14 protein-coding genes are annotated in these 15788 nt (G+C 64.2%); 13 read left to right on the top strand and 1 reads right to left on the bottom strand.

Going from position 1 to position 15788, the window contains the following annotated elements; all coding sequences use genetic code 11:
- Positions 1 to 9 precede the first annotated feature (9 nt).
- From UP06_RS06395 to neuB, 3 genes are read left to right on the top strand one after another with little or no spacing between them, the layout of a single operon-like run.
- Positions 10 to 1194, top strand: coding sequence for a LegC family aminotransferase (locus UP06_RS06395; RefSeq protein ID WP_245305420.1), 1185 nt, complete (start codon positions 10 to 12; stop codon positions 1192 to 1194).
- A complete protein-coding gene (neuC, locus tag UP06_RS06390; RefSeq protein ID WP_045001435.1) occupies positions 1187 to 2365 on the top strand; it encodes a UDP-N-acetylglucosamine 2-epimerase in 1179 nt (392 codons plus the stop codon). Before UP06_RS06395 ends, neuC begins: the two co-directional genes overlap by 8 nt.
- A complete protein-coding gene (gene neuB / locus UP06_RS06385) occupies positions 2362 to 3432 on the top strand; it encodes an N-acetylneuraminate synthase (RefSeq protein WP_045001433.1) in 1071 nt (356 codons plus the stop codon). The genes neuC and neuB overlap by 4 nt, the downstream gene beginning before the upstream one ends.
- On the opposite strand, the gene UP06_RS06380 is transcribed toward neuB, so the two are convergent.
- On the bottom strand, positions 3429 to 4040 hold the full coding sequence (locus UP06_RS06380) for an acetyltransferase (RefSeq protein ID WP_045001432.1): 612 nt from the start codon (positions 4038 to 4040) through the stop codon (positions 3429 to 3431). The genes neuB and UP06_RS06380 overlap by 4 nt on opposite strands.
- Positions 4041 to 4203: 163 nt before the next feature.
- On the opposite strand from UP06_RS06380, the gene UP06_RS06375 reads away from it, so the two are divergent.
- From UP06_RS06375 to UP06_RS06320, 10 genes are all read left to right on the top strand, one after another.
- Positions 4204 to 5253 carry a nucleotidyltransferase family protein gene (locus UP06_RS06375; protein WP_045001431.1) on the top strand — a complete coding sequence of 350 codons (1050 nt, stop codon included), beginning with the start codon at positions 4204 to 4206 and terminating at the stop codon, positions 5251 to 5253.
- Positions 5250 to 6158 carry a Gfo/Idh/MocA family protein gene (locus tag UP06_RS06370; RefSeq protein ID WP_045001430.1) on the top strand — a complete coding sequence of 303 codons (909 nt, stop codon included), beginning with the start codon at positions 5250 to 5252 and terminating at the stop codon, positions 6156 to 6158. Before UP06_RS06375 ends, UP06_RS06370 begins: the two co-directional genes overlap by 4 nt.
- Positions 6155 to 6856 (top strand): acylneuraminate cytidylyltransferase family protein, encoded by a 702-nt coding sequence (locus UP06_RS06365; protein WP_045001429.1) that lies wholly within the window; start codon positions 6155 to 6157, stop codon positions 6854 to 6856. Before UP06_RS06370 ends, UP06_RS06365 begins: the two co-directional genes overlap by 4 nt.
- Before the next feature lie 10 nt (positions 6857 to 6866).
- Positions 6867 to 7688 carry an SDR family oxidoreductase gene (locus tag UP06_RS06360; protein WP_045001428.1) on the top strand — a complete coding sequence of 274 codons (822 nt, stop codon included), beginning with the start codon at positions 6867 to 6869 and terminating at the stop codon, positions 7686 to 7688.
- A gap of 10 nt (positions 7689 to 7698) precedes the next feature.
- A complete protein-coding gene (locus UP06_RS06355) occupies positions 7699 to 9222 on the top strand; it encodes an oligosaccharide flippase family protein (protein ID WP_045001427.1) in 1524 nt (507 codons plus the stop codon).
- Entirely contained in the window at positions 9223 to 10113 is an 891-nt protein-coding gene (locus UP06_RS06350; RefSeq protein WP_045001425.1) for a class I SAM-dependent methyltransferase, read from the top strand.
- A gap of 959 nt (positions 10114 to 11072) precedes the next feature.
- Entirely contained in the window at positions 11073 to 12461 is a 1389-nt protein-coding gene (locus tag UP06_RS06335) for a surface carbohydrate biosynthesis protein (RefSeq protein ID WP_082081275.1), read from the top strand.
- Positions 12462 to 12465: 4 nt separating this feature from the next.
- A complete protein-coding gene (locus tag UP06_RS06330) occupies positions 12466 to 13869 on the top strand; it encodes a capsular polysaccharide export protein, LipB/KpsS family (protein ID WP_045001419.1) in 1404 nt (467 codons plus the stop codon).
- A 12-nt stretch (positions 13870 to 13881) separates the two neighbouring features.
- A complete protein-coding gene (locus tag UP06_RS06325; RefSeq protein ID WP_045001418.1) occupies positions 13882 to 14631 on the top strand; it encodes a glycosyltransferase family 2 protein in 750 nt (249 codons plus the stop codon).
- Positions 14632 to 14794: 163 nt separating this feature from the next.
- Complete coding sequence (locus UP06_RS06320; RefSeq protein WP_045001416.1) at positions 14795 to 15757, top strand: UDP-glucuronic acid decarboxylase family protein; 963 nt, start codon at positions 14795 to 14797, stop codon at positions 15755 to 15757.
- Positions 15758 to 15788 lie beyond the last annotated feature (31 nt).

Here is a 15788-nt window from a genome sequence, read left to right as displayed (position 1 = left end):
CACAGTCCCGTGACCAGGCCAGATTTCGAGCCAAAGGCGATCGTCGACGCCGTCAGGCGCGCCGCGGGCACGCCCAACGGCATCCTCGGCCTGCATGAGCCCGTCTTCGCCGGCAACGAGGTCGCGTATCTCGAGGAGTGCATCAAGAGCACCTTCGTCTCCTCGGTCGGCCCGTTCGTCGACCGCTTCGAGCGCATGCTCGAGGAGGTGACGGGTGCGAAGCGCGCCATCGCCGTCGTCAACGGCACTGCCGCGCTGCATGCCTGCTTCAGGCTAGCCGGCGTCGAGCCCGGCGAAGAGGTCATGTCGCCGGCGCTGACATTCATCGCCACCACGAACGCGATCGCCTATTGCGGCGCGAGCCCGCATTTCATCGACAGCTCGCTCGTCACGCTCGGCATGGACCCGCGCGCCCTCGCCGCACGGCTCGATGCGATCGCGCAGCGGACCGCCAAGGGTGTGATCAATCGCGAGACCGGACGCCGCATCGCCGCGATCTCGCCGATGCACACGTTCGGTCATCCCGTCGAGCTCGACGAAATCGCCGCAATCGCACGCGACTGGGGCGTTGCGCTGGTCGAGGACGCCGCGGAATCGCTCGGCTCCACCTACAAGGGCCACGCCGTCGGATCGCAGGCGCGGCTTGCCGCGCTGAGCTTCAACGGCAACAAGATCGTCACCACCGGTGGCGGCGGCGCCATCCTCACCAATGATGAGGAACTGGGACGCCGCGCCAAGCATCTCACCACCACCGCGAAGCTGCCGCACAAATGGGCCTTCGTGCATGACGAGATCGGATTCAACTACCGCCTGCCCAACCTAAACGCCGCGCTCGGCTGCGCGCAGCTCGAGCAGCTCGACGGCTTCCTGGCGAGCAAGCGCCGGCTCGCGGCGGCCTATGAGCGCGTGTTCGCGGATGTCGCCGGCGTGCGCTTCTCGCGCGAGCCGGACGGCACCACGAGCAATTACTGGTTGAACGCAATCCTGCTCGACGAAGCGCATGCGGAGCGGCGCGACGACGTGCTCACGGCGCTGAACGAAGCCGGTTTCGGCGCGCGTCCGGCCTGGACCTTGATGCACCGCCTGCCGATGTTCGCGCAAAGCCCGCGCGACGATCTCGACACGGCCGAATCGATCGAGCGCCGGCTGATCAACCTGCCCTCCAGCGCCAGCATCAGGGCCCGCGATGAGTAGTACCCCGCGCAAGATCTGCTTCGTGACCGGCAGCCGTGCCGATTTCGGGCTGCTGATCTGGCCGATGCGGGCGATCCGCCAGACGCCCGGCCTGACACTTCAGCTCGTCGCCACCGGCATGCATCTGTCACCGGAGTTCGGGAATACCATCGATAATATCCGCGAAGAAGGGTTTGATGTCGACGAACACGTCGAGACGCTGCTGAGCAGCGACACTGGCGTCGGCATCGCGAAATCGGTCGGACTCGGCGTGATCGGCTTTGCCGACGCTTTCACGCGGCTCCAGCCGGATCTCGTTGTCGTGCTCGGCGACCGTTTCGAGACGTTCGCGGCAGCCCAGGCCGCAATGTTCATGCGGCTGCCGATGGCGCATCTGTTCGGCGGCGACGTCACCGAGGGAGCCGTCGACGAATCCATCCGCCACGCCATCAGCAAGATGTCGCACCTGCATTTCACCAGCAATCAGGACTCGACGCAGCGGCTGATTCAGCTCGGCGAGCATCCGTCCCGCATTCACACTATCGGCTCGGTCGGCATCGACGCCATCAAGCATCTCGATCTGATGGGCCGCGACGACATCGGCCACGCGATCGGGATGCCGCTCGGCGACCGCAATGCGCTCGTGACTTTCCACCCGGTCACGGTCGAGGCCGGTCGATCAGTAGCCGAGCTGGGCGAACTGTTCGCGGCGCTGTCGACGCTCGACCCTGCCTTCCGTCTCGTCTTCACGCTTGCCAATGCCGACGCGGAGGGACGTGCACTGAACGGCCGGATTGAGGCCTTCGCGGCAGGCCGGCCGAACTCGATTGCGGTCGCCTCGCTCGGGCAGCTCCGCTATCTCAGCCTCATGAGTCAAGTGGACGTGGTGATCGGCAATTCCTCGAGCGGTATCCTCGAGGCCCCCTCGTTTGACGTTCCCACGGTCGACATCGGCGACCGCCAGAAGGGACGCGAGCGTGCGGCTTCGGTGTTTCACGCCGCGCCCGAACGCGGTGCGATTGCCTCCGCAATCGCACAAGCATTGCAGCGCGGACACCAAGCCACCGTCAATCCCTACGGCGACGGCGAATCCAGCCGACGCTTTAGCGATATCATCGCCGGTATCCCCGATTTCAGACCACTTCTGAAGAAGGGCTTTTACGAGCTTCCCGCGAATGGAGCACGGCCATGACGACGCGCACGCTGATCATCGCGGAAGCGGGCGTCAATCATGACGGTAGCCTGGAGAAGGCGCTGGCCCTGGTCGATGCGGCAGCCGATGCCGGTGCCGATATCGTCAAGTTCCAGACCTTCAACGCCAAGGCGCTCGCGGGCGGCGCGGCAAAGAAGGCCGACTATCAGCAGCGCACGACGGATGCCGCCGAAAGCCAGCTCGCCATGCTGGAACGGCTCGAGCTGCCGCAAGCCGCACATCACGCGCTGATGGCGCGCGCCGCCGAACGCCGCATCGAGTTCCTGTCGACGCCGTTCGACGGCGCTTCGCTCGGCTTCCTGCTGTCGCTGAAGCTGCCGCGAATCAAGATCGGATCGGGCGACCTCACCAATGCGCCGCTGTTGCATGCGGTGGCGAAGGCTGGCGCGACACTGATCCTGTCGACGGGCATGGCGACGCTCAGCGAGGTCGAGGAAGCGCTGGGCGTATTGGCGCACGGCTACGCGCAGCGTAACGATCCTGCCGGCGTTGCCTCATTCCGCGCAGCCTGGCGCGATCCGGCGGCACGCGCCACGCTCGCGCGGCACGTCAGCCTGCTCCATTGCACGACCGAATATCCCTGCCCCATCGAGGATGTGAACCTCGCCGCGATGGCGACGATGCGATCGGCGTTCCAGCTTCCGGTCGGCTATTCCGATCACACCGACGGTTTCGAGATTTCGGTGGCCGCGGTAGCGCTCGGCGCCACCATCATCGAAAAGCACATGACGCTGGATCGCCATGCGCCCGGTCCCGACCACGCAGCGTCGCTCGAGCCGGATGATTTCAAGCGGATGGTGAGCGCCATTCGGAACGTCGAAGCCGCGCTCGGCGACGGCGTGAAGGCACCAAAGGAGTCCGAGGTCAGGAACGTGCCGGTGGCGCGGAAGAGCATCGTGGCGGCCCGCGCATTGAGGGCCGGCGAGATCATTGGGCCGGCCGATATCGCCGCCAAGCGGCCAGGCGCGGGGCGGCCGCCGATCGACTATTGGTCCTTGATAGGAACGGCGGCGCCGCGGGCGCTCGAACCCGACGATCCGCTCTAGCTCCGAGGCTTTGCGGGAACCCCGCGCAACACGGCCCCTTGCGGCCATGAGCCCGTGACGACCGAGCCCATCGCAACCAGCGTATCGTTGCCGATGGAAATGTGATCGCGGACACGGCTGCCGAGACCCACGAAGCAGTTGTCGCCGATCTCTGCGCCTCCGCCGACGACGGTTCCGGGAGAAAGATGCGTGCAGTGCCCGACGCGCACGTCGTGCTCGACCACTGCGCCGGAGTTGATAATGCAGTGATTGCCGATCATGCTTCGCGCATTGACGATCGCGCCCGGCATGATGACGGTGCCGGCACCGATGCTGGCGGACGGCGAGACGAATGCGCGGGGATGAACCACCGACGCCCAGCGCTTGACCTGCATGCGGCCAATCAACTGGCGGCGCGCAGGCCCTGCCTGCATCGTTCCGATTCCCACCACGAAGGCCGCTTCCGGATAGTTCGGCGCTGTGTCATCGGTTCCGAGATAGCTGATATCGCCAAGCGTTCCCGGCTGGCGATCCAGGAATCCGAGCACCCTGAACTGGCCCGACAACAGCGCCGCCTCGTAGACCATGAAGGCATGCTCGCCGCCGCCGATGATGATGAGATCGTCCATCGCGATTCCCCTGCGCACATCGATCTTAGCGCCCGGCCGCGGGTCTTCAAACCACTGATTCGGCCCACGAAACGCCGGGGTTGACGCCGCCTCTCGCAGCCGCGATATAGCAGTCTTAGCCGTGGGCCACCCCCAATATCTGGCGTATACGAGGCAGATTGCCATGAAATCCTGGCGTAAGGCCGTCGTTGGAATGCAGGCGACCGTGGGCGAGGCCATTGCCGCGATCGAGAGCGGAAGCATCCAGATAGCGCTCGTGCTCGACGACCAGAATCGCCTGCTCGGCGTGGTCACCGACGGCGACGTCAGGCGCGGGCTCCTGCGTGGCATCCCGCTCACCGGGCTTGCGACCGACATCATGAACCGCGCGCCGGTGTCGGCTCCTGCGACGCTGCCGCGCGAAGACCGCCTGCATGTGATGCGGCAGAAGTCGATCAAGCAGCTCCCGCTTGTCGACGACGGCGGCCACCTGATCGTGGTCGAGACGCTCGATGAGTTGCTCGAGCCGCGCCATTATGCGAATCCGGTCCTGATCATGGCGGGTGGGCTCGGCGAGCGCTTGGGCGCGCTGACGCGCGACTTACCCAAGCCCATGCTCAATGTCGGCGGCCGACCCCTACTCGAGACGATCGTCCGCAACGTCGTGCAGCAGGGCTTCGGCAACATCTTCATCTCAGTCAACTACAAGGCCGACATCATCAAGGACTACTTTGCCGATGGCGCAGCCTTCGGCGCCAATATTGAGTACGTGCACGAAACGGAGCGCCTGGGAACTGCCGGCGCGCTCGGACTCTTTCCGACACTGCCGGACTTGCCGATGATCGTCACCAACGGCGACATCCTCACCACGATCAACTACGGCTCGCTTCTCGACTTCCACAACGGAACCCCGGTGGAAGCGACGATGGCCGTGCGCGAGCACAAGGTCCACGTACCGTATGGCGTGGTTTCCACGTCGGACGGCTTCCTCCAAACCATTCGTGAAAAGCCGACCGAGAGCTGGTTCGTGAGTGCCGGCATCTATGTGATCGGCAGCTCCGTCTTCCGCCATGTCGCGCCCGGCGTCAGCATCGATATGCCGACCGTGCTGGAGCGCGTGATCGCCGGCCAGGGGCGCGTCGCGGTCTACCCAATCCGCGAATATTGGCTCGACATCGGCCGTCTGGAGGATTTCGAGCAAGCCCATGCGGAGTTTCACGAGGTCTTCCTGTGACCTCGGCAACCGCCGTCGTGATTGGCCTCGGCTCGATCGGAACAAGGCATGCGCGGGTCCTGCGCGAACTTGGGCTCCAGGTCGCGACCGTCAGCCGTCGCGACGGCGGCGACTACGGGTCAATCACGCAGGCTGTTGCCAGCGCGCATCCGGACTACGTGGTGATTGCCACCGAAACTGCGCGCCATGCAGACAATCTGCAAGAGCTCGCGCAGGCTGGCTTCCGCGGCAAGGTTCTGGTCGAGAAGCCGCTGTTTGCGACACCGACGCCGCCGCCGAAATATCCGTTCGCCCATGTCAGCGTCGGATACAATCTGCGCTTCCACCCGGTGATGACGGCACTTGTCGAGAGATTGAGCGGGCGCGAAGTGATCACGGTCGCCGCCTATGTCGGCCAAGACATCAGGGACTGGCGACCGGGCCGCGATCATCGCGCAACCGCATCCGCCACAGTTGACGCCGGCGGCGGCGTGCTGAGGGATCTCAGCCACGAGCTGGATTATCTCTTATGGCTGTTCGGGCCGTGGCATCGCGTTGCGGCGCTCGGTGGCGCGTCAGGTGCACGCGACATCGACGTCGATGATCACCTCGACCTGCTGCTCGATATGCAGCGGGCGCCATCCGTCCACGTGCACATGGACTATCTCGACCGACAGGGCATCCGCCGCATTCGCATCAACGTCGACGATGACACCATCGAGGCCGATCTCGTCGGAAGCCGCCTCACGGTCAACGGCAAGGCGACGGACATCGCCAGCGAGCGCGACCAGAGCTATCGCGACATGCATATCGCGGCCATTCATGGTGCGAGTCCGGCCTGCTCGCTGCCCGAGGCGCTCGCCGTCGTGCATCTGATCGACGCCAGCGAGCGTGCGTTGCGCACCAAGACCTGGATATCGCCATGAGTCTCCTCTGCACCATCTGCGCACGGGGCGGCTCAAAGGGGGTCGTCGGCAAGAATGCACGCGATCTCCTCGGCAAGCCGGTGCTCGCATGGAGCATCGAACAGGCGCGCGAAACCGGCCTGTTCCACGCGATCGCCTTCAGCAGCGACTCGGACGCTCTGCTCGAGGCGGCGCTGAGGGCCGGCGCCGACATCGCGGTCAAGCGCCCGGACGAGATGGCCACCGACACCGCGCCAAAACTGCCGGCGATCCGCCATTGTCTCGAACAGGCCGTCGTGCAAACGGGCATGACGCCGGAGATCTTCGTCGATCTCGACGTCACCTCGCCGCTCAGACTCGCTTCCGACATTCGCGGCGCGGTGGATCTGCTGCGAGAGAGCGGCGCTGGCAATGTCATCACCGGCGCGCTGGCGCGCCGCTCGCCCTATTTCAACCTGGTCGAGCAGCGAAGCGACGGCAGCGTTGGGCTCTCCAAATCTGCGGATCCTCCAATCACGCGCCGACAGGATGCGCCGCGCTGCTTCGACATGAACGCGTCGATCTATGTCTGGCGCGTCGCGCCATTCCTCGACCAACCTGCCGTCTTCTATCCGGACACCCGCCTGTTCGAGATGCCTGAAGAGCGCTCGATCGACATCGATTCCGATATCGACTTTACCCTCGTGGAGCTCTTGCTCCGCGAGCGGCTCAAGATTTGAGGACAGAGCAATGACTACGAGTTTCAAGGCCCTGTTCGACCTCACCGGACGCACCGCCGTCGTCACCGGCGGCTGCGGCATTCTGGGGAGGCGCTTTGCCGATGGACTGGCCGAGTTCGGCGCCAGCGTCGCGATCGTCGACCTCGACCAGGCCGCGAGCGAGGTGGCCGCCACCGAGGTCGCCTCGCGCCATTCCGTTCGCGCCAAGGGTTTTGGCTGCGACATCACGCAACCCGACGCGGTGCGCGCCACCGCAGGCACCATCGAGGCCGAACTCGGACCGGTCTCGATCCTGCTCAACAACGCGGCGAGCAAGACGCGCGACGTCGACGCCTTCTTCGCGCCGGTCGAGCAGTTTTCGCTAGAAACCTGGCGCGAGATCATGGCCGTCAATCTCGACGGTATGTTCAACGTCGCGCAGGTATTCGGCGGCTTGATGGCCGGCCGCGGCTATGGCGCGATCGTGCAGACCGCCTCGATCTACGGCCTGATGGCGCCCGACCAGCGCATCTACGAAGGCTCCGAATATCTGGGACGCGCCATCAACACGCCTGCGGTGTACACGGCGTCCAAAGCCGGCGTCATCGGCCTGACCAAGCACCTTGCGACCTACTGGGCATTGAAAGGCGTTCGCGTCAATACTCTCACCCCGGGCGGGGTGGAGAGCGGGCAGAACGAGACCTTCAAGGCGCGCTATGGTGCCCGCATTCCGCTCGGCCGCATGGCCCGCGCGGACGAAATGGTCGGGACGATGCTGTTCCTGGTGTCTGATGCTGCGTCCTACGTGACCGGCCAGAACATCGCTGTCGATGGCGGTCTGAGCGCCTGGTAGAAAAATACCAATGATCAAGCGCCTGATCCAAAATACGGTAATTTCGGCGTTTGCCTTCGGCGTGGCCGCCTTGCTGGGCCTGCTGGTCATTCCGCTGATCATTCGAACCTGGGGGGTGACCGAGTTCGGCCTCATCGTCATCTCGCGGCTGCTGCTGCCCAGCGGCATGATGGCGGTGCTGGATCTCGGCCTGTCCGAGGTCGCCACCCAAATCGTCGCGCGCGCGCGAGAGCACCGCAATTGGACGCAGGCGAGCCGCCAGATCGCTTTTTTGGGGGTGGTCTCCATCGCGCTCACCTTGATCCTGAGCGCCGCCATTTGGCTCGCGACCCCGCTGCTCGTCATCGTGATGAGGATTGACGCCGCACATCTGGAGACGTTCAGCCGGATCATGCACTACACAGCACTCGCGAATCTGATCTTCGTTCCGGCGCTGGTGTGGGAAGGTATTGTCAAAGGCTTCGAGCGCTACAACCTGCTCCGCTTCGCGGAGGTCACGTCAACGGCTGCCTATGTCGGCCTGACATTCGCGGCCTCGAGGGCGACGACAGGCTTTGAAGTGGTGGCTTACATCTATCTCGCCACGCTGGTGGCCCGCGCCGTCGTCATCGGAATTGCCGCGTTCGCCGCCCTTCGGCACAAGCATGTGCGACTGCTGCTGTGGACCCCGGACATTCGGCAGGATATTCTGCATCGCTGCCTGCTGCTCCTGCAAGGCAAACTGTTGGGCGGCATTTCCGGGCCGCTTCAGCCGTTCCTGATCGGATTGCTGTTCGGGCCCAAAGCCGTCGGCATCTACGACGCGCTGGTGCGATTGTCGCGGGTCTCCAAAGTCGTTGTCAGCCTTCTGACATCCGCATTGCTTCCCGTTGCCAGCCGTCTCGACGAGCGCGGCAGCGCAACGTCGTTCCAGCGCCTCGGCGACCTCGGCCTCGTCATGATGCCGATGTTCGTCGTGCCGCCGCTTGCCGCGACCGCGATCCTCTCGCCCGAGATCATGAACATCTGGATCGGTCCTCTTCTTGCCCCCTATGGGTTCTGGATGGGCCTGAGCTTCCTGGTACCGATCTGCGCCCAATACGTAGCGATCGGCAGCCTGATCTTCCTGACGCGTCCCGAGGTGCAGGCCCGGCTCAACCGGCTGATGGCCGTCCAGCTTCTGATTTGGGCGGTAGTCTCCGCCGCGACATTGCATCTGTTCGCGGAACGCGCCCTGATTCTTGGCCAGGTCATCGGCAGCATCGCTATCCTGCCCTGGCAGATTGGGGAGTTGCGCAGTGCACTCGAACTCGACCGCAATCGCTTCACGAAGGTGGTCGGAACCCAGTTCGCAATTCTTGTCCTGGCGAGCATTTCTCTAGCAATAATTGCAGGTTACATTCAGTTCGACAGCGTGCTAAAGCTCGCGCTCGGTTCCATGGTTTTCTGTCTGATCACCTGGGCGCTCCAATACTTCCTGGTCCTCGAAAAGCGGCACCGGACTGTATTTCCCGCGGTCGGACAACTGATGGGACTGACATCCAAAAGCAGTTGAATGAACATCCACGCGACAGACACGAAAGCCGTCATCACAGGTTTCGCTCCGGCGTCGTTGTCGGACAAGGCGGCGACCTATGCGCTCGATGCGGTCAGGAGCATTGGCCGTCTCGCAATGCGCCGTGTGAAGCGCACTGCCGACGTCGTTGATTCCGAGTACAATTTGACGCACTGGCAGCGGACGCTGTCGGAAAAGGCCTGGACGAGGGCTGCAAGCATCGACGAATTCCTGATCCCGAACAATCCCGCGCGGGATCTTCGCAAGGTCGACAATCAGATCTGCAGGGTCGCGGCCGACGACTATTACCGCTATCGCGCCAGAGCTCTCGGCGAACTGCTCGCGCGGCACACGGGCGGCGCCACGGAGATCGTCGAGCTCGGCGCGGGCTGCGGCGTCAATCTGCTGTCGCTTCACGTCAATCATCCTGACTGGAAGCTGCGCGGCTTCGACATCGCACCGAACGGCATCGCCGCCGGCCGCGAGATCGCAGCGCATTATGGCCTGTCGGACCGGATATCGCTCGACAGGATTGATCTGACCGACGGCAACGACGCAAACTATTCCGCCATCAGGGATCAGGTCGTCTTCACCTATTTCTGCGTCGAGCAGATTCCTTATGACGTGCGCAAGGTGGTGGACAACATCATCGCGGCGAGGCCCAAGCGCATCATCAACATCGAGCCGACGACGGAGCTGCTGAATCTGTCGAGTCCGCGCGATATCGTCAGCTTCCTCTACATCCGCTCGGTAGACTACCAGACGCAGCTGTTCTCGACGCTCGACGATTACGAGCGGCAGGGTCGGGTCCGCATCTTGGCACGTGAACGGATGCCGTTCGCGCCGACGATCCACAATGATGGCTTTTTGTATTGCTGGGAGCCCACATGACAACCATCAACACGACGGCTGATCGGCCTGCGCTGAAGAAGGCGAAGATCAGCCAGTTCCGCCGCCTGTTGTGGCACGTCAACCGCACCGATCTCGGATGGGTGCTCAAGGCGGCCCTGACCAGCCTGCAATTGCCGGCTCGCGCCAAGCGCGTCGCGCTCCTGAAGCGGCTTCCGAACAAGCCCGAATGGGCCGAGGCGNGGCGAGCCGCAAGCTCGCCGAGGACGGTTACGTCGACGTGTCCGCGCTGGTCGATCGCAGCCTGGCGGAAGCCGTCGCGTCGTTCGCCGACGGCAAGGTGAACCGCCTCAACGAGCTCGTCGGTCAGCAGAAGGAACGGCACAAATCGTTCTGGGTCAGCCTGCTGGACGAGGACCTCGTCAACGGCGCCTTTGCGACCGACCATCCCTTCGTGCGCAACGCCCTGCAGCCGGCTGCGCTGCGCATCATCGGCGATTTCATGCACGACCTGCCGCAACTGTCGGACGTGGTGCTGACGTTGTCGCAACCGAGTCCGAACCAGGCGTTGAGCTTCTCCCAGTTGTGGCATCTCGATCACGACGACAAGCGCGTCTGCAAGCTCTTCATCTACCTGACTGATGTGCGGGACACCGCCGACGGCCCGTTCACTTTCATTCCTGCCGGACCGTCGAAGCCATTCCGCAACACGCTCAAGAGCCACATGAGCGACGCGCAGGTGTTCGCCAAGACCGGTCCCGACGCGGTCAAGGAAATGATCGCGCCCCGCCTGTCGTGCTTCATCGTCAACACTGCCCGCTGCCTGCACATGGGAAGCCGGATCCAGTCAGATCACTGCCGCCTGCTGTACACGGCAACCTACATTCAGCAGCCGCGCATCTATCCCGAGCCGCCGGCGCGCTTCCGCGCGGCGGGCGCCCTGACGGACCTCGAGCGCAGCGTGATGCGGCTCTGACGCGGACCTGCCGGGAGCTCACATCTTGCGCATAGGCCTGGTGGTCGATCACCCCAAGCGTGACCTGCCGGGCGCAGTCATGCTCAGTTATCAACTCGCGCGGCGCGGCGTTTCCGTCGTGCTGGTACCGATGTACGAGCAGGCGGTCGATGTGCCACGGCTCGGGCTGGATGCGCTGGTGGTCAACTACGCACGTCCCGTCAATCTCGACCTGATGCGCAGCTTCGCCAAGGCCGGCCTAGCACTGTACGTGCTCGATACCGAAGGCGGCGTGCTCGCTGAAAAGGGCGGCAACTCGCCGCCGGCGATGGCCGCGCACATCAAGGACAGCGGCTACGCAGACATCCTGGCGGGCTATTTCTTCTGGGGCAGCCGGCCGCACGATGCCTTTCTGACGGCCGGGACCATGCAGCCGGAGCGGCTTCACCTCACCGGTTGCCCGCGCTTCGATTTTGCGGCGCCGCGCTGGCGCGCGCTGCTCGACGGCGAACCGCGCGGCTATCTGCTCGTCAACGCCAACTTCCCGCTGGTCAATTCGCGCTTCACCGGCAAGCCGGGCGGGGAGCGCGAGGCGATGGTGCGGGCCGGTTGGGACGGCGCCTATGTCGAGCGCTTCATTGCGGACCTGAAGCAGGTCTTCACGAACTATCTCGCCGAGATCGAGCGGCTCGCCGCAGCGCGGCCCGACCGCCACATTCTCGTCCGTCCGCATCCCTTCGAGAGCGAAAAAGTCTATCGCGACGCGCTCTCGCGCCATGCCAACGTCGTGGTCGACGGCACCGGCAGCGTGCTCGACCGCATCCGCAACGCGGCCGCGATCGTTCATCTCAACTGCGGTACGGCTGTCGAATCGGTATTGCTCGGCAAGCTGCCGCTCCAGCTCGACTATTTGAACACGCCGACGACCGCCGGACATGCCGGGCTGCCCGCGCGCGTGAGCCGGTCGGTCGCATCGTTCGACGAGTTGCTCGGCGCAATCGATCACATCGACAGCGAGACCGAGACATTCGATTTCGCAGGCGTTCACGCCGCCGATATCGAGGCCTTCTTCCATCTCAATGACGGACAAGCCGCCGAACGAGTCGCCGACATCCTGACCCGCACGACAGGTTCGCGCCGGCCTTACGTCTCGCTGCTTGCGACCGTGAAGGGCACGCGCGACAAGCCGAGCATCGGCCAGGTCGTCAAGGGCGCCGCGAGCGCCGTGCTCGGATCGGCCGTCACAGAGCGGCTGCGCAGCCAGCTCAATTCAGCCCGGCGCGACAAGCAGATCGAACCGATCTTCGTCAAGACCCTGCTTCAGCGTATCGCAATTCATGATCACGCGAGCCCGTCGCAATTTACGGCAAAACGTGCGCAGTGCGCGTCGACAGGCTTGCCACTCGCGAGCATTGCGATCGAACACGTTCAATAGACCCATGGCCATACCTGCAAAAACCATCCTGATCACGACGCTCGCGGAGTACCAGACCCGGTTCTGGATTCCGGTGGCGCAACGCTTGCGCGCGACAGGCTGCGAGGTCGAACTGCTCGCCTTCGACGATCGCAGCGCCGAGATGTCGGAGGCCGCCGGCATCCCGGTCACGAACATGTACCGCGAAGGCCTCAAGACCGGTCCCTCGCCCGAGGAGCCACAGGCGTTCGATACGCGGATCGAAGCCTATGGCCTCGACGGCTCCAACTTCCTGTTCAGCCACGAGCGCTTCACCTTCGGCATCCGCGACACGGCTGCGTTGCGCCGGCGTTTCATGATCTACGCCAACGCCATGGAGGCGCTGCTCGACCGGTTCGATGCGCAAGGCAAGCCCGCCGTGCTGGTGCAGGAGCTCGGCGGTTTCCTCTCGGTGATCGCGAGCTTCTACGCCGCAAAACGCCGCGGCGTCCGCAGCTGGTTCATCGAGCCGTCGTTCTTCCGCGGACGGATGTACTTCACGCCGGACAATCTTGCTGCGCCGCAGGTCATGGCCAAGCCCGCCGACGCGGTCTCGCCCGAGGTGCGCGCTTATCTCGACGACACCCTCAAGCAGCAGGCCATCGTCATCCCAAAGAAGGACCAGCATCACTATTCGGCGGCCTTCAAGAAGGTGATCAACTTGCGCAACTCGCGCCGCCTCGCCGAAAAGCTCTGGGACCAGTTCGCGCTCGGCAAACACCAGGAGTTCGGGCACAATCTGCGCCACGCCCGCGTGCACGCAGCGATGGCCGTCAACGCGACGCGGCTGAAGACGTTGTATCGTCCAATTCCCGACACGCGCTTCGTCTACTACCCCTTCCACGTGCCGGCCGACATGGCGCTGACGCTGCGCTCGCCGGACTACCTCGATCAGGTCGCGACCGTCGATTTCCTGCTGCGCACGATTCCGGATTCGCATGTGCTGGTGGTGAAGGAGCATCCCGCCCAGATCGGCGCAATTTCGGCCGACCGCCTGCTCGAGCTGGCGCGACGCTTCGACAATTTCGTGCTGCTGCCGCCGCAGACCAACAATTACACCGTGCTGAACCGCGCCGACGCGATCATCTCCGTCAACAGCAAGTCTGGCGCCGAGGCGCTGCTGCTCGGCAAGCCGGTCGTAGTGATGGGCGACGCCTTCTACAGCTCCTGCCCGCTGATCACCACAGCCGACCGCCTGCGCGACGTGCCGGCGCGCCTGCGCGAGGCACTGCGGGCCGGCCCGTTCGAGCCGGCCAAGGCAACGCCCTATTTCGAAGCCGCATGGCGACGATCGTTTCCCGGCGAGCTCTACATCAGCGATCCCAGGCAGCTCGACACCTTCGCAGCCTCGTTGCGCGCGGCGGTCGTCGAGACCGTCAATGCGGATTGAACGGATCACGCGATGCCCCTCGTCTCCATCATCACCCCGTCCTGGAATGTCGAGCGCTTCATCGAGGAAACCATCGATTCGGTGCAGGCCCAGACCTTCGGCGACTGGGAGCTCCTGATTGCGGACGATTGCTCGACCGACAGGACGCCGGAGATCATCGCGGCCATCGGCGTGCGCGACCCCCGGGTCAAGCTGATCCGGCAGGCCAAGAACGGCGGCCCGGCGCTGGCGCGCCAGGCCGCGATCGACCAAGCCCAGGGCCGCTATCTCGCCTTCCTCGACAGCGACGATCTGTGGCTGCCGACCAAGCTCGAGCGGCAACTCGCCTTCGCCGGCGAGACGCGCGCCGCGCTGAGCTACACCGCGTTCCGCCGTATCGACGAAGCCAACACCATCTCCGGCCGGCTGATCGAGGTGCCGGCAAAGCTGAGCTACGATCAACTCCTGAAGAACACCTCGATCGCCACGCTGACGGCGCTGGTCGACCGCGAGATCTCCGGGCCCGTCGCCATGACCAACGAGGGCTATGACGATTTCTGCCTGTGGCTCTCCATCCTCAGGCGCGGCCACATCGCCCATGGCCTCAACGAGGATCTGGCGCGCTACCGCGTCAGAGGCACGTCCGTCTCCAGCCGCCCGGCGCGCTCCGCCAAATGGGTCTGGAACATCTACCGCAACGTCGAGCAGCTGCCGCTGCTCAAATCGGTCTGGTGCTTCGGCCATTGGGGCGCGCGCGCCTGGCTGAAGCGGCGGGAATTTTAGCGGCATGCACGCCGCAGCATGATCGAAGACCACCTCCCACAATGTAGAATTAAGGTATTATAATACCGCAATCTCGGGCGGCCATTTGACTATTGGCGAGCCAAGCTGTTGTCGATACCACTCGTTAGGCTGCTCCGCCCTGCCGGGTAATCTGGAAACGATCATGCCGTTTGAAAGCTACAAGACCAGCCGCATCCTCGTGACCGGAGGCGCCGGTTTCATCGGATCGCACCTCTGCGAGCGACTGCTCGATACCGGGGCCGAGGTGGTGTCTGTGGACAATTATTTCACCGGCAGCCGGCGCAACATCGCCCATCTGATCGCAAATCCGCTGTTCGAGGCGGTCAGGCACGACGTCACCTTCCCGCTCTACATCGAGGTCGACGCAATCTTCAACCTGGCCTGCCCGGCCTCGCCGATCCACTACCAGCGCGATCCCGTGCAGACCACCAAGACCTCCGTGCATGGCGCCATCAACATGCTGGGCCTCGCCAAGCGGCTCAAGGCACGCATCTTCCAGGCCTCGACCAGCGAGGTCTATGGCGATCCGCTGATCCATCCCCAGACCGAGGATTATTGGGGCAACGTCAACCCGATCGGCATCCGCTCCTGCTACGACGAGGGCAAGCGCTGCGCCGAGACGCTGTTCTTCGACTACTGGCGCCAGCACAGCCTGCCGATCAAGGTCGCGCGCATCTTCAACACCTACGGCCCGCGCATGCAGCCCAATGACGGCCGCGTGGTGTCGTCCTTCATCGTCCAGGCGCTCAAGGGCGAGCCTATCACCGTGTTCGGCGATGGCGGCCAGACCCGCTCGTTCTGCTATGTCGACGACCTCGTCGAGGCCATCATGCGGCTGATGGCGACGTCCGAAGACGTCACCGGCCCGATCAACCTCGGCAACAATTCCGAGTTCACGATCCGGGAACTGGCCGAGAAGGTCATCAAGCTCACGGGCTCGCGCTCCAAGCTGATCTTCAAGCCGCTGCCGCAGGACGATCCGCGGCAACGCCAGCCCGACCTCGCCAAGGCGAAAGCGGTCCTGAACTGGGAGCCGAAGGTCGCGCTCGAGGACGGCCTGAAAGAGACGATCGCCTATTTCAAGCACACGCTTGAACTTGCCTGATCCCGCTCGCAACTCTTGTCCGCAGCGAGCC

Source organism: Bradyrhizobium sp. LTSP857 (assembly GCF_000938285.1).
Classification (GTDB): Bacteria; Pseudomonadota; Alphaproteobacteria; order Rhizobiales; family Xanthobacteraceae; genus Bradyrhizobium.
The sequence above is the reverse complement of the archived record's forward strand: the minus strand, read 5'-3'. Positions and strand labels throughout refer to the sequence as shown.

Coding starts and splice junctions, on each gene's coding strand:
- neuC (WP_045001435.1), top strand. CDS start 1,187: ATGAGTAGTACCCCGCGCAAGATCTGCTTCGTGACCGGCAGCCGTGCC.
- neuB (WP_045001433.1), top strand. CDS start 2,362: ATGACGACGCGCACGCTGATCATCGCGGAAGCGGGCGTCAATCATGAC.
- UP06_RS06380 (WP_045001432.1), bottom strand. CDS start 4,040: ATGGACGATCTCATCATCATCGGCGGCGGCGAGCATGCCTTCATGGTC.
- UP06_RS06375 (WP_045001431.1), top strand. CDS start 4,204: ATGAAATCCTGGCGTAAGGCCGTCGTTGGAATGCAGGCGACCGTGGGC.
- UP06_RS06365 (WP_045001429.1), top strand. CDS start 6,155: ATGAGTCTCCTCTGCACCATCTGCGCACGGGGCGGCTCAAAGGGGGTC.
- UP06_RS06360 (WP_045001428.1), top strand. CDS start 6,867: ATGACTACGAGTTTCAAGGCCCTGTTCGACCTCACCGGACGCACCGCC.
- UP06_RS06355 (WP_045001427.1), top strand. CDS start 7,699: ATGATCAAGCGCCTGATCCAAAATACGGTAATTTCGGCGTTTGCCTTC.
- UP06_RS06350 (WP_045001425.1), top strand. CDS start 9,223: ATGAACATCCACGCGACAGACACGAAAGCCGTCATCACAGGTTTCGCT.
- UP06_RS06330 (WP_045001419.1), top strand. CDS start 12,466: ATGGCCATACCTGCAAAAACCATCCTGATCACGACGCTCGCGGAGTAC.
- UP06_RS06325 (WP_045001418.1), top strand. CDS start 13,882: ATGCCCCTCGTCTCCATCATCACCCCGTCCTGGAATGTCGAGCGCTTC.
- UP06_RS06320 (WP_045001416.1), top strand. CDS start 14,795: ATGCCGTTTGAAAGCTACAAGACCAGCCGCATCCTCGTGACCGGAGGC.